The sequence below is a fragment of the Rhizobium sp. Root1220 genome, from assembly GCF_001426265.1.
In the GTDB taxonomy this organism is placed as follows: Bacteria; Pseudomonadota; Alphaproteobacteria; order Rhizobiales; family Rhizobiaceae; genus Rhizobium.
Map to the genome: position 1 here is coordinate 129,693 of NZ_LMDG01000004.1, position 12,071 is coordinate 141,763.

Sequence of the window (12,071 nt, forward strand, 5' to 3'; positions counted from 1 at the left end):
GTGTGTGATCCTGTCCGTGAATTATGGTTTGTCCGGTCTTTCCGGAGGAGGTGGCGGAGCCGAAGGATTGCCCCTTGCCTGATCGAGTTTCGCGTTGGCCAGGCCAAGAAGCGAGCCGGCATAGGCACCGGGCGATCCGATCGCCTTCTCCTTGGCGGCGGATCCGGCAGCCATGGCACCGGAGCTGAAACTTGCGCCCATACCTTTGAGCACCGAGCCAGCGGCCGAGGATCCACCGGCCCGCGCTGCCTGCGCGGCCGCAAAACCAGCGCCAACCGCGCCGGCGCCAAGAAATGCGCCGCCCGCCGCGAAGGACGCAGCCTGCCCGCCGTGGCGGATTGTCTCCATGCCGCCGGAGACCGAAGCCCCCTGCACGACGCCCTGGATGATGTTCGGGACATACATCGCGATGATGAAGACGACGACGGAAATCCCTGCGATCGCGAGCGTGGTGATGAATTGGTCGTTTTCGGCTGTCGGCGCCTGCGCGAGGCCAAGCAGGACGTTGGAGCCGATCTTGGCGATCATGACCAAGGCCATCAGCTTCATCCCCACTCCAAAAGCGTACACGAGATAGCGGATCGCAAAGTCTTTGGTGAAAGATGAGCCACCGAGCCCCAGCATGATCATGCCTGCCAGCAAGCCGACATACATTTCGACCATGACCGAGACGAAGATTGCCGCCACCAGCGAGAAGCAGATGACGACGATGCCCATGGCAAGTACTGCGGCGATCGCCAGGGCATTGTCCTCAAAGACGCCGAACTTCGCCTGTTCTGAAATCTGAGACGCGACGCGTATGCCCGCGTCGAAGACTTCGGCCGGAGATGCAGAGCCACCGCCAGCGCCGATCTGAAACAGGCTGTCGACGACGGCCCTGGCGAAGGACGGCCCCTGCGTTAAAACGAAAGCGAAGAAGCCGATGAACATGATGCGCCGGACAAGCTCGGCAAACCAGCTGTCCAGCGATGCAGCCTGGATCGCGAGCCATACCGCTGCAATACCGACCTCGATGCCTGCGAGGACCCAGAACAGCGATTTCGCCGCATCCATAACGGTGGTTTCCCACCCTTTCGCGGCCGTCGAGACCTGATTTTCCAACTCCGTCAGAACTTGGCCTTGTTGGGCAAGAACCGGCCCCGCCAAAGCAAGGAAGGCGATACCCGCAACCAGGATGGTGCTTCTGCGACCGCGCTTCACCATCTCGGGCGCATCTCCTGACCCTTTTCGATCGGCGGCGGCGCCTTGCCCGTACCAGAGACGTTCTCGCGTGTTGCTCGTTGCTCTTCACTCATCTGCGGCGCGGCGGAGCTCTCTCCACGGATCAGAACGACTGTGGTGAACGCAGCAATCCCTGCGATCACAACACACACAGAGGCAATCAATACGGGGCGGGTCACCAGCGGGGCTCCATTTTCTGTCCGGAGGGAATGGATTGGACGTCGGCATTGAAGAATTTCTCGCGACGCGCCTGTGCGAGATCCTTGTCCGTCTGTTCGCTTTGCAGCCAGGTCCCCATCATCGTGGTCTGCTGCGAGACAATTCCGCGGAGCTTCTGCATCTGGGCGACCTGCTGAGCCGCGATCTGGTGGCCGACCTGAAGCGCCTTCATCTGGCCGTCCGCCGATTGCGACATTGATCGCAGCTGGCCCATCGTGTCCTCTTCGCTGTCGAACTGATCGGCGGTGAGGCTTGCTGCCTTGAGCGTGCTGGAAATCGTGTCGCGGTTCGTATTCGACCACGTCTGATAGGTGGACGAAAAGCCCTCGGCATTCGGAAGGCTTGTCTTCAGGTCTGAGTAGCTTTTGAAGCGTTGCTTCAGAAGATCGTCAGCGTTGCCCATGGAAAAGGCGATGCCCTGACCCTGATTGACGATACCGCGCAGCTGGTTCAGATCGCCTTCGACCTGGCCCCAGATATGATTCGGAAGCTGTGCCGTATTCTGCAGCATGTTCTGGTAGATGTTGAGCTGGTTCTGGATCTGCTCGGCAAGCTGCGTGATTTGCTTGATCTGGTTGTTGATCTGCTCGGTCGACTGACCAACAAGATGGATGAGCTCACCATTGTTGAGCATCTGCGTCATCTCGGTCGCGCCGGTGACCGCCCCTCCTGCGTAGGAGACAGTGGACGTCGCGGTCAGCCCGGCGGCGACCAACCCGGTCATCAAAGACTTACCGAGTTTCAAGAACTGGATTGCTTTACTCATTGCGGTTGATCCCCCTTTCGATGAGCCACTGCCCCGGCCATTCGTGGCCGTGGGTCGATGAGAGCGCCCTGATGCGGGCTAGATCGGCCTTGCCAGAAGCGCCGACGAAGGAAAGCGTGACTGGGCCAAGCGCCATATCGAAAAGTCTGCGGCCGTCGGGCGAGGTGACGTAGTACTCGCGTTTGGGAATTGCATTTGCGACAATCTCGATCTGGCGTTTGTTGAAGCCAATCCGCTCGTAGAATTCGCGGGTGCCGGTTTCCCGGGCGGCACCATTCGGAAGGCAGATCTTGGTCGGGCAAGATTCCTTCAGCACGTCGATGATGCCAGAGCGCTCAGCGTCGGATATGGACTGCGTGGCGAGGATGACGGCGCAATTTGCCTTGCGCAGCACCTTGAGCCATTCCCTGATCTTGTCGCGGAAAACAAGATGGCCGAGCATCAGCCATGCCTCGTCCAGGACGATGAGGCTTGGCGAGCCATCGAGCCGCTTCTCAATCCGTCGGAAGAGATAGGTCAGGACGGGCACTAGATTGCGCTCGCCCATATTCATGAGCTGCTCGATTTCGAAGCACTGGAAGCGCCCAAGCGTGAGACCATCCTCTTCCGCATCGAGGAGCTGCCCCATCGGACCATCGACCGTGTAGTGATGGAGGGCATCCTTGATCTCGCGCATCTGGACGCCGCTGACGAAGTCAGACAGCGAACGGCCGGGCGCCGACGCCATCAATCCAATCTGCCTCGAAATCGCGTTTCGATGGTCCGGCGCAACCGTCACGCCTTGGAGCGAAACGAGGGTCTCGATCCACTCAGACGCCCAGGCTCGGTCGGCCTCGGTCTCAAGTTCTGATAACGGGCAAAAGGCAAGATTGGTCCCCTCCCCGCTTTCACCACCGATCTCATAGTGGTCGCCGCCGACGCCGAGCGTCAGCGGCAGCATTGAATTGCCTTTGTCGAAGGCGAAAACCTGCGCATTTTCATACCTGCAGAACTGCGCGGCGATCAGTGCGAGGAGTGTCGACTTGCCGGAGCCGGTCGGCCCGAAAATCAGCGTATGGCCGACATCGTCGACGTGCAGGTTCAATCGGAAAGGGGTGGAGCCGGATGCGACCTGCATGAGCGGCGGTGCATCGGGTGGGTAGAAGGGGCATGGCGCGGACGGTTGACCTGACCAGACAGAGTTCAGCGGCACAAGATCGGCAAGATTGCGCGTATTGATGAGCGGTTCGCGGATGTTGCAGTACCAGTTGCCCGGCAGGCTGCCGAGAAAGGCATCGGTCGCGTTTAGTGTCTCGATACGGGCGCCGAAACCTTCGGATTGGATGAGGCGACGAACCGCCTCCGCCTTCTCCTGCAACGCTGAGCGGCTCTCGTCGAAGAGAATAATAACAGGGGTGTAGTAGCCGTAGGCCACCAGCTGCGAGGAGGCTTCAGCGATCGCATCCTCAGTCTCAGCGACCATGGCCATCGCATCCTGATCGACGGAGCGGGATTGGGTCTGGAACAGCTGGTCGAAGAACGGCCGCACCTTCTGCTGCCACTTCTTGCGGGTCCGCTCCAGGCGCTGCTTGGCCTCCTCCGCATCGAGGAAGATGAAACGCGACGACCAGCGATACGTCAGCGGCATGAGGTTTAGGCTGTTCAAGATCCCCGGCCAACTCTCGGCCGGAAGCCCGTCGATCGCGATCACGCCGAGAATGCGGCCTTCGACCCGTGGCGTCAGTCCGTGTTCCAGCTCCGCCGTAGCCAACCAGTCGAGATACATCGGAATTTCTGGCAGGCGGACGGGATGGTTCTCGCCGGTGATGGCAAACCGAATGAACTGGAAGAGCTCGTCGTAGCGCGCGACGCGACTACCTTCGCGCTCGGAAACCTCTCGCGTCTGCATGCGCTGCACCGAGAGAACATTGCCGAGATATTGCTCAATCTCCCGTATCGAGCGCCGGAACGCATCGAGGGCAGTATCGGCATATTTTGCGGAGCGACTTTCGGTGTCTGAGTAGATATAGCGGGTCAGGCTGGATCGGCGTCGTTCAGGCGGCCGATAAGTTAGGATGAGCGCGTGCCGGCTTTCGAAATGCCCGCGCTCCTGTTCAAAATGCCGCCGACGCTCGTCATCGATCAGTATCGTGACTGTATCGGGAAAATAGCTGCGTTCAGCAGACGGGTATTCCGTCGTCGGCACGCGCACGGCCTCGACCTGGATCATCCAGCCTGTACCCAGTCGCGAGAGGATCGCGTTGATCTGGCGGGAAAGCTCGTTGCGCTCGAAACCTGTAGCGCTATCGGAATCCGGACCAGCGAAATACCAGCCCGCCATTAGGCTACCGTCCTTCAGCAAAAGGATGCCGTTATCGACGAGGCCCGCATAGGGAACCAGGTCAGCGAATGATGGACCGGTCGATCGAAATGTGCGTAAGGCGACCATCAACAGCTCCTCAGTATCGGCGCCAAGGCGCGGAGGTCGGAAGGTAATGCGCTTGATAGCGCATGTGGCGCGCGTAGACTTTGCGCATCATCGGGTCGGATTTCGCCATCATGCGCAGCGCGCCGACGACAACGATCCAGATTGCCATGCCGAACAGGGCCGAATAGACGGTCAGCACGACGAAGATCAGGATGATAGCCGCGAGCCCGGTGAGAAGCACGAGCTCTCGATCCGCCCCCATCAAGAGGTTGGGTCGCGACAATGCGCGATGGATCCGGTTGCGATGAAGGCCAGCGCCGGCGTCAGCCATGACGCCCCTCCCCTCCCCCGACGCGATTTCCATTCGGGACCGCGGTTTGTTCGGCGACAAACGAGCCGCCGATTGAAGCGCCGGTCGAGCCGAAGAGGCCGACGATCGTCGTCGCTCCAAGCAGGATCCCTGCGACCAGCACCACGTACACCAATCGGCGTGCGAAATCGTTGAGCTCGCCGCCGAAGATCAGCATGCCGCCGGCAATCGCGACGGCGGCGAGAGCAATATAGCCGGCGACCGGTCCAGTGATGGATTGCTGGATCTGCTCGAGCGGGCCCTCCCACGGCAGGCTTCCGCCGCTTGAACCTGCAAGGGCTGGTCCAGCAAGCGAGGCGCAAAGCAATGCGCCAATAATTCCCAAACGGAGAGAGCGATTATGCTGCATGACTGTCCTCGTCGATCTGCGGATAGTGTTCTGTCTGGTAGCGCGAGCCGTTGAACCCCTCGACGTGGAGGACCTCCCTCACCCGGCGTCCCCGCCCGGCGCGTTCGATCGAGATGACGAGATCAACCGCCTCGCCAATCACGGCTTGCATCGGCTGCTGGCTGGCCTCCGATGTCAGTTGCTCAAGGCGTCGAAGCGCCGACATGGCGGAGTTGGAATGGATGGTTGTGACGCCTCCGGGGTGTCCTGTGTTCCAGGCCTTCAGCAAGGTCAGTGCGGCGCCGTCACGAACCTCGCCAACGATGATGCGGTCGGGACGCAGCCGCATCGTGCTCTTGAGAAGGCGGGCCATGTCGATCGCGTCGCTCGTGTGAAGGCAGACGGCGTTCTCCGCGGCGCATTGGATTTCGGACGTGTCCTCGAGGATCACCATCCTGTCTTGCGGCACGGCCGAAACGATTTCGGCGATGACCGCGTTCGCGAGCGTCGTTTTGCCTGAGCCCGTCCCGCCGGCGATAACGATGTTCAATCGATCAGCAATGGCGCTGCGGATGATCGACGCCTGCGCTTCCGTCATGATCTTCGCGGTCACGTAGTCGTCGAGGGGAACAAGCCGAGACGCGCGCCGGCGGATCGTGAAGGTCGGCGAATTGACGACAGGAGGCAAAAGACCTTCGAAGCGGTGGCCACCGATCGGCAATTCACCGGAGATGATTGGTCGTTCGCCATCGGCTTCGGACTGGAGAGCGTGCGCGACCGACCCAATAACGGTCTCAGCTGCGGTCGCCATCATTTCGCCGGCTGGCGCAACGCCGTGACCTAGGCGCTCGATGAAGAGCTTGCCGTCTGGATTGAGCATGATCTCGACGACTGTTGGGTCCTCAAGGGCAATGCAAAGGTGTTCGCCGAGGGCGTCCTGGAGTTTGCGGACAAGGCGGGAGTGCGACTGAAGCATGGGTGAGCTCGTCTCCTCGTTTGAGTTCAGGAGGAGACAGACCTCGGTGGCCACGCAAAGTCCACGTGCAATATTGCACCTCGCGAGTCGCGGCCGATTCCGTCAGGCTCGCTTCGATTCGGTGACCTGGCGGCTCGTTCCGCTATCGAAGCGGACTTTGAATCACAGGAAAGATTAACAGGGAGATTGAACCGTATGATCGGTAAATCGCTGGAATCTAAGCGCTAGTAGCGTTTGCGTCGGAAATGGCCGTTTTGCGTTAAGGCTTTGTTAACTTTAAAAATCTTGCAAAATGAGCTGGAATGAGTTGTCTTATCCACGGCAAAAAGATGTATTTACGAAATTTACCGTGTGTACGAGAGGACGTTGTGGAGAATCCCGCTCAGCTTCAGAAAGCTATTCATAAACTGATTGCGGCCCACGCGCGAGATCTCTCGGGCGCGCTTCACGAGCACCGTGTGAAACTTTATCCGCCTGAGGCTCGAAAGACCCTTCGGTCATTTTCATCGATAGAGGCTGCAAAGCTCATTGGCGTGAACGATGGTTATCTTCGCCATCTTTCGATCGAGGGTAAAGGACCGCAGCCTGAGATAGGGAATAATAATCGCCGATCGTATTCGATCGAAACTATTCAGGCGCTCCGCGTGTATCTCGACGAGAATGGTAAAGGAGACCGTCGGTACTCACCACGCCGCAGCGGTCGCGAGCACCTGCAGGTGATCACAGCAGTGAATTTCAAGGGTGGCAGCGGCAAGACTACCACGGCTGCGCATCTGGCTCAGTATCTCGCGCTAAATGGATACAGGGTGCTTGCGATCGATCTTGATCCGCAGGCCAGTATGTCAGCCTTGCACGGGTTCCAGCCTGAATTTGACGTTGGCGACAACGAAACGCTCTATGGCGCTGTCCGTTACGACGAAGATCGGCGTCCCCTGAAGGACATCATCAAGAAGACCTACTTTGCGAACCTTGATCTTGTACCGGGCAACCTTGAGCTTATGGAGTTCGAGCACGACACCGCCAAAGTGCTCGGCTCAAACGATCGCAAGAACATATTTTTCACGCGCATGGACGATGCGATTGCGTCCGTCGCGGACGAATATGACGTTGTCGTTGTCGACTGCCCTCCCCAGCTCGGCTTTCTGACCATTTCGGCACTATGCGCTGCGACCGCCGTTCTCGTTACCGTCCATCCTCAGATGCTCGATGTTATGTCGATGTGCCAGTTTCTCCTGATGACGTCTGAGCTCCTCAGTGTCGTTGCGGACGCCGGTGGCAGCATGAACTACGATTGGATGCGCTATCTGGTAACGCGCTACGAGCCAGGAGACGGACCGCAGAATCAAATGGTCTCGTTTATGCGAACTATGTTTGGTGACCACGTTCTGAACCACCCGATGCTCAAGAGCACAGCCATCTCAGACGCGGGGATCACCAAACAGACACTGTATGAGGTGAGCCGCGACCAGTTCACGCGAGCAACATATGACCGGGCCATGGAATCGCTCGACAACGTGAACAGCGAGATCGAACAGCTCATTCAATCCTCGTGGGGTCGCAAATGATGTTCGCCAACATCCACGAAAAAGCGAGATTGAGAGGAAAGTTGCCAGCCGGAAACTTTTCAAATCTCGCACCCTTTGTGACGGGGCGTTCGACTGAACACGGACACTGCAGGGGAAAATAAGATGGCTAGAAAACATCTCCTTTCAGATTTAAAAGCCCCTACCTCATCGACTACAGAGTTCGGTGAAGCTAGGACGGCAGACGCCCCTACCCCGCAGTATACGCCACGAGGTGCGATTGGTGCAGTATCGCGCTCGATTGAAGCGTTAAAGTCGCAGGGACTGAGTGAACTCGATCCCGAACTGATAGATGCGCCGTCTGTTACCGACCGCCTCGATGAGGATGGAGACCAGTTCGAGGAGTTCGCTCGCAACATCCGCGAGAACGGCCAGCAGGTTCCAATTCTTGTCCGCCCTCACCCGACGGTCGAGGGAAGGTATCAGATAGCCTACGGTCGGAGACGATTGCGGGCGGTCAAGGCTGCCGGCATCAAGGTCAAAGCCGCTATCAGAAATCTGACAGATGACGAGCTTGTCCTGGCACAAGGTCAGGAAAACAACGCGCGTCAGGATCTATCATTTATCGAGCGGGCGCTCTACGCAGCCCAGCTCGAAGCGAGTGGCTACCTGCGTCCCGTCATCATGGCAGCGCTCGCTGTGGACAAGAGCAATCTTTCGCGGTTGATTCAGGCTGCGACCCAACTGCCAGACGACATCATCCGCCTGATTGGTGCGGCACCAAAGACCGGCCGTGATCGCTGGTACGAGCTATCGTCGCGGTTGGCTACAGATGGTGCCACCGCGAAGGCGCGTGCTCTTCTTTCGACCGGTGAGCTAGTCTCCCTAGGGTCCGATGAGCGATTTGTCCGGGTATTCGACGCGGTTGCTCCAAAGAAGTCTAAAAAGGAAAAAGTTCGGCCTAACGTCTGGCAAGCCGACGATGGGGTCAAGGCTGCGAGTTTCCGTGAGGATAAACGAACACTGACATTGATGATCGACAAGAAGGCAGCACCGGAATTCGGCGAGTTCCTGATGTCGGCTCTTCCCGAGATCTACGCTTCGTTCAAAAAGTCGAAGCAATAGATGAGCTGTAACGAAGAAAGGTGCCGATAGCGCAAAGAAAAAGCCCTCCGAAACGGTGTTCCAGAAGGCCTCTCTCAGTTTGGTCGCTTAGAGAATCGCATTTCCCGGAATCACAGTCAAGAGTCAACGCCACGCCGGCGTAGCCTTTTCTTTGCCTTGCGAAAGGTGAAGGACATGGAAACGGGTTACATCACGACGCCATTTGGGCGGCGGCCGATGACGCTTGCCTTGGTGAAGCGTCAGGTTACGACTGAGCAAGCTCAAGCAGAAGGGTCCATTGATAAGTGGCGAGTGTTTCGCGACGTCAGCGACGCACGCTCGCGACTTGGCCTCCAAGATCGTGCGCTAGCTGTCTTGAATGCACTCTTAACATTTTCCCCAGGCCCCGAACTCAGCAATCAGGGGAACTTGGTTGTCTTCCCATCGAACGCTCAGCTATCAGCGCGCACAAATGGAATCGCCGGCACGACGCTGCGCAAGTGCCTCGGTTTGCTTGTGGAGGCTGGGGTGATTATTCGCAAAGACAGTCCCAACGGGAAACGCTACGCTCGGAAAAGCGGTGAAGGCAACATCGAGGATGCTTATGGCTTTAGTCTCGCGCCTCTTCTCGCACGAGCTGGCGAGTTTGCTGCACTCGCCCAAGAGGTAGCGGCTGAACAGCGTCGCTTCCGCATCACGAAGGACCGCCTCACGATCGTCCGGCGAGATGTCCGCAAGCTCATCACGGTGGGTATGGAAGAGAGCCTGATGGGCGATTGGGCTGCTGCGGAAGCATGCTTTGTTGAGATTGTCGGAAGGTTCTCGCGACGCCCCACTATCCAGGATCTGACAGCCAGCCTCGACGAGATGACCCTGCTGCACGAAGAAGTCTCCAGGATGTTGGAAACGCAGGAAGAAACCACAAAAAACGATGGCAATGCCACCGCATACGGATGCCACATACAGAATTCAAACACCGAATCCAGCTATGAACTTGAACCTCGCTTCGAAAAGAAGCAGGGCGAAAAGTCCGAGACAAACAGCCGGACAGAGCGGATGGGAGGAACGGAGACATTTGCGTTGCCGATGGTACTGCGTGCATGCCCCGAGATTCTGCCCTTCGGTCCGAAGGGATCAATCAGTAGCTGGCGCGATATGATGTCGGCCGCAGTGACTATTCGCTCCATGCTCGGTGTCAGTCCGTCAGCGTACGAGGACGCCTGCGAAGTGATGGGGCAGGCCGGCGCGGCGATAGCGATAGCTTGCATCTACGAGCGTGGCGGGCACATTAACTCGGCGGGGGGGTATCTTCGAGATCTGACAGGGAAAGCGCGGCGAGGGGAGTTCTCACTTGGGCCGATGCTGTTCGCACTACTGCGAGCAAACGGAGTGAGTTCCAAAATCACAGCATGACACTCGGGACACCCATAGCTATCTGGTTGCGTTTAATATTTTCGCTCCGGTTTGAGAAGTTTCCGGCTGACAACTTTTGAAGACCGAGAAGGGCCACCTAGGCAAGGTAAAGCGTTAGCAAGCAGAGGCGCCGGCGAGAAGGTCACTGAAAACCGGTGGGGATAGGTCGGATTGAGTCGGATCTGTTAGTCGCATTTTTATCGACGGCTGCAATAGTGTCGTTGGCATTTAACTGTAAGAATGCGCCCGTTCCGGCAGCTTATGGCACTTAATTTGAGATTCGCCGGTTCGATTTTTCGCGCTTGATGCTCTCCGATTCGGAAGTGCCGCGCTATCTTGTTGAAATTATTGGATGCGGAGTCTTGCGATTAAATGCAAAACGACATGGCGGGTGCAGATATCGGCCAGTATCGGCGCGTGTCATTGCCCGTCCGGCTTTGATCCATCCGAGCGCCTGAAAGCCGCGGACGAAAATCTCTACCGGGCCAAAACACTCGGCAGAAACAAGGTGGTCGCATAGGCACTCCGCGACGGCTTTATCCCTGACAAGGGTAGGCTGGCTTCTCGGCGTCGGCGCCTGAGCGAGCGCCGAGAAGCCGCTCATATATTATACGGTCTTGATCGTACCGCCATCGATGACGAACTCGGCGCCGTGGATCGCAGCAGCACGGTCGGAGGCGAGGTAGGCGATAAGGTCAGCCACCTCTTCAGGCTCAGCTCCGCGCCCGATCGAGATCCCGCCCAAGACATCGAGTACGAACTGGCGCGCGTCTTCGATCGTGCCACCGTTGGCCTTCCGCAGCATTTCGAGAAAGTCTCCAGCGGCCCCAGTCATGATCCAGCCGGGCGAGACGGAGTTGACCCGTACGCCCTTGGGGCCGAGCTCTTTCGAAATTGACTTGCTGTAGGTTCTCAGCGCGGCCTTTGCCGAGGCATAGCCTGTCGTAGATTCTGGCAGCGGCAGAACGGATTGAATTGAGGTGACATGGACCACAGTGCCCTTGCCCCGTTCAAGCATCTGCGGGATCATCAGGCGATCGAGCCGGACGGTCGCCAGCAGGTTCAGGTTTAGCTCGTCGAGCCAGTGATCGTCCGTCAGCGCAGCGAAGCCACCTGCCGGCGAAGCCGAGCCGCCGATAACATGGGCAAGGATATCGATGCCACCCAGCCGCTCGAGTGCGGCCTTGGCTAGGGCCTCGCTGCCCTCCGTAGTGGTCAGGTCCGCCTGGACATATTCAACGCCCTCGATGGCATCCTTGATCGTGCGGGCGGCCGTGACAACGCGGGCTCCACCGGCAAGGAAACGCTTGACGGTGGCGCGGCCGAGGCCCTTGGTGCCGCCGCTGACAAGCACGCGCTTGCTAGCGAACTCGTTGGGATCTGCCTGAATGCTCATATCGTGGTCTCCAGAACTTTGATGGCGTCGTTCGCCAGCATGAAACGATAGGTGAAGCGCAACGGGCTGCCGGGGAAATCACCATGAGCGGGACCCTCGAGCACGACATTGCCTTCTTCTTCCCGAACAGTGTCGGGCTCAAAGATCGCCTTCACCGCGATTGCTTCGTCCCTGAGTAGCTTGCGGATTTCAGCCAGTCCCTCGTAACGCTTGCCGTTGTCGATAAAGACGGCATCATCCGTGAAGTGTTTCATCATGCCCTCAAGATCGAGATTGGCATTTGCCGCGATATATTCGGCAATCGGCTTGGGTAGGGTCAGTGACATGTTCATCGCCTTGATGTGATGA

13 protein-coding genes are annotated in these 12,071 nt (G+C 58.3%); 4 read left to right on the forward strand and 9 right to left on the reverse strand.

Going from position 1 to position 12,071, the window contains the following annotated elements; all coding sequences use genetic code 11:
* Positions 1-21: 21 nt before the first annotated feature.
* From trbL to trbB, 7 genes are read right to left on the reverse strand one after another with little or no spacing between them, the layout of a single operon-like run.
* Complete coding sequence (trbL, locus tag ASC90_RS05545; RefSeq protein ID WP_056536501.1) at positions 22-1,203, reverse strand: P-type conjugative transfer protein TrbL; 1,182 nt, start codon at positions 1,201-1,203, stop codon at positions 22-24.
* The gene (gene trbK, locus ASC90_RS27775) at positions 1,197-1,400 is read right to left on the reverse strand and encodes an entry exclusion protein TrbK (protein ID WP_082519823.1); all 204 of its coding nucleotides are present in this window, start codon (positions 1,398-1,400) and stop codon (positions 1,197-1,199) included. The genes trbL and trbK overlap by 7 nt, the downstream gene beginning before the upstream one ends.
* Complete coding sequence (trbJ, locus tag ASC90_RS05550) at positions 1,397-2,206, reverse strand: P-type conjugative transfer protein TrbJ (protein WP_056536504.1); 810 nt, start codon at positions 2,204-2,206, stop codon at positions 1,397-1,399. Before trbJ ends, trbK begins: the two co-directional genes overlap by 4 nt.
* On the reverse strand, positions 2,199-4,634 hold the full coding sequence (locus tag ASC90_RS05555; RefSeq protein WP_056536508.1) for a conjugal transfer protein TrbE: 2,436 nt from the start codon (positions 4,632-4,634) through the stop codon (positions 2,199-2,201). The genes trbJ and ASC90_RS05555 overlap by 8 nt, the downstream gene beginning before the upstream one ends.
* Positions 4,635-4,644: 10 nt before the next feature.
* A complete protein-coding gene (locus ASC90_RS05560; RefSeq protein ID WP_056536512.1) occupies positions 4,645-4,944 on the reverse strand; it encodes a conjugal transfer protein TrbD in 300 nt (99 codons plus the stop codon).
* Complete coding sequence (locus ASC90_RS05565) at positions 4,937-5,332, reverse strand: TrbC/VirB2 family protein (RefSeq protein ID WP_056536515.1); 396 nt, start codon at positions 5,330-5,332, stop codon at positions 4,937-4,939. Before ASC90_RS05565 ends, ASC90_RS05560 begins: the two co-directional genes overlap by 8 nt.
* Positions 5,322-6,287: a P-type conjugative transfer ATPase TrbB gene (gene trbB / locus ASC90_RS05570; RefSeq protein WP_056536518.1), complete on the reverse strand. Its 966-nt coding sequence runs from the start codon at positions 6,285-6,287 to the stop codon at positions 5,322-5,324. Before trbB ends, ASC90_RS05565 begins: the two co-directional genes overlap by 11 nt.
* A gap of 368 nt (positions 6,288-6,655) precedes the next feature.
* Between trbB and repA the strand changes: the two genes are divergently transcribed.
* From repA to ASC90_RS27780, 4 genes are all read left to right on the forward strand, one after another.
* Complete coding sequence (gene repA / locus ASC90_RS05575) at positions 6,656-7,852, forward strand: plasmid partitioning protein RepA (RefSeq protein WP_056536521.1); 1,197 nt, start codon at positions 6,656-6,658, stop codon at positions 7,850-7,852.
* Positions 7,853-7,975: 123 nt separating this feature from the next.
* Positions 7,976-8,935, forward strand: coding sequence for a plasmid partitioning protein RepB (gene repB / locus ASC90_RS05580; RefSeq protein WP_056536524.1), 960 nt, complete (start codon positions 7,976-7,978; stop codon positions 8,933-8,935).
* Between the two features lie 174 nt (positions 8,936-9,109).
* The gene (gene repC / locus ASC90_RS05585; RefSeq protein WP_056536527.1) at positions 9,110-10,327 is read left to right on the forward strand and encodes a plasmid replication protein RepC; all 1,218 of its coding nucleotides are present in this window, start codon (positions 9,110-9,112) and stop codon (positions 10,325-10,327) included.
* Positions 10,328-10,679: 352 nt separating this feature from the next.
* Positions 10,680-10,847: a diguanylate cyclase gene (locus ASC90_RS27780; RefSeq protein ID WP_082519824.1), complete on the forward strand. Its 168-nt coding sequence runs from the start codon at positions 10,680-10,682 to the stop codon at positions 10,845-10,847.
* An 87-nt stretch (positions 10,848-10,934) separates the two neighbouring features.
* On the opposite strand, the gene ASC90_RS05590 is transcribed toward ASC90_RS27780, so the two are convergent.
* A complete protein-coding gene (locus ASC90_RS05590) occupies positions 10,935-11,723 on the reverse strand; it encodes an SDR family oxidoreductase (RefSeq protein ID WP_056536530.1) in 789 nt (262 codons plus the stop codon).
* On the reverse strand, positions 11,720-12,049 hold the full coding sequence (locus ASC90_RS05595; RefSeq protein WP_056536644.1) for a nuclear transport factor 2 family protein: 330 nt from the start codon (positions 12,047-12,049) through the stop codon (positions 11,720-11,722). The genes ASC90_RS05590 and ASC90_RS05595 overlap by 4 nt, the downstream gene beginning before the upstream one ends.
* Between the last annotated feature and the right edge of the window lie 22 nt (positions 12,050-12,071).

Excerpts from the sequence above, each read along its gene's own strand:
- trbL (WP_056536501.1), bottom strand. The coding sequence starts at position 1,203 with ATGGTGAAGCGCGGTCGCAGAAGCACCATCCTGGTTGCGGGTATCGCC.
- trbJ (WP_056536504.1), bottom strand. The coding sequence starts at position 2,206 with ATGAGTAAAGCAATCCAGTTCTTGAAACTCGGTAAGTCTTTGATGACC.
- ASC90_RS05555 (WP_056536508.1), bottom strand. The coding sequence starts at position 4,634 with ATGGTCGCCTTACGCACATTTCGATCGACCGGTCCATCATTCGCTGAC.
- ASC90_RS05560 (WP_056536512.1), bottom strand. The coding sequence starts at position 4,944 with ATGGCTGACGCCGGCGCTGGCCTTCATCGCAACCGGATCCATCGCGCA.
- ASC90_RS05565 (WP_056536515.1), bottom strand. The coding sequence starts at position 5,332 with ATGCAGCATAATCGCTCTCTCCGTTTGGGAATTATTGGCGCATTGCTT.
- trbB (WP_056536518.1), bottom strand. The coding sequence starts at position 6,287 with ATGCTTCAGTCGCACTCCCGCCTTGTCCGCAAACTCCAGGACGCCCTC.
- repB (WP_056536524.1), top strand. The coding sequence starts at position 7,976 with ATGGCTAGAAAACATCTCCTTTCAGATTTAAAAGCCCCTACCTCATCG.
- repC (WP_056536527.1), top strand. The coding sequence starts at position 9,110 with ATGGAAACGGGTTACATCACGACGCCATTTGGGCGGCGGCCGATGACG.
- ASC90_RS27780 (WP_082519824.1), top strand. The coding sequence starts at position 10,680 with ATGCGGAGTCTTGCGATTAAATGCAAAACGACATGGCGGGTGCAGATA.
- ASC90_RS05590 (WP_056536530.1), bottom strand. The coding sequence starts at position 11,723 with ATGAGCATTCAGGCAGATCCCAACGAGTTCGCTAGCAAGCGCGTGCTT.
- ASC90_RS05595 (WP_056536644.1), bottom strand. The coding sequence starts at position 12,049 with ATGTCACTGACCCTACCCAAGCCGATTGCCGAATATATCGCGGCAAAT.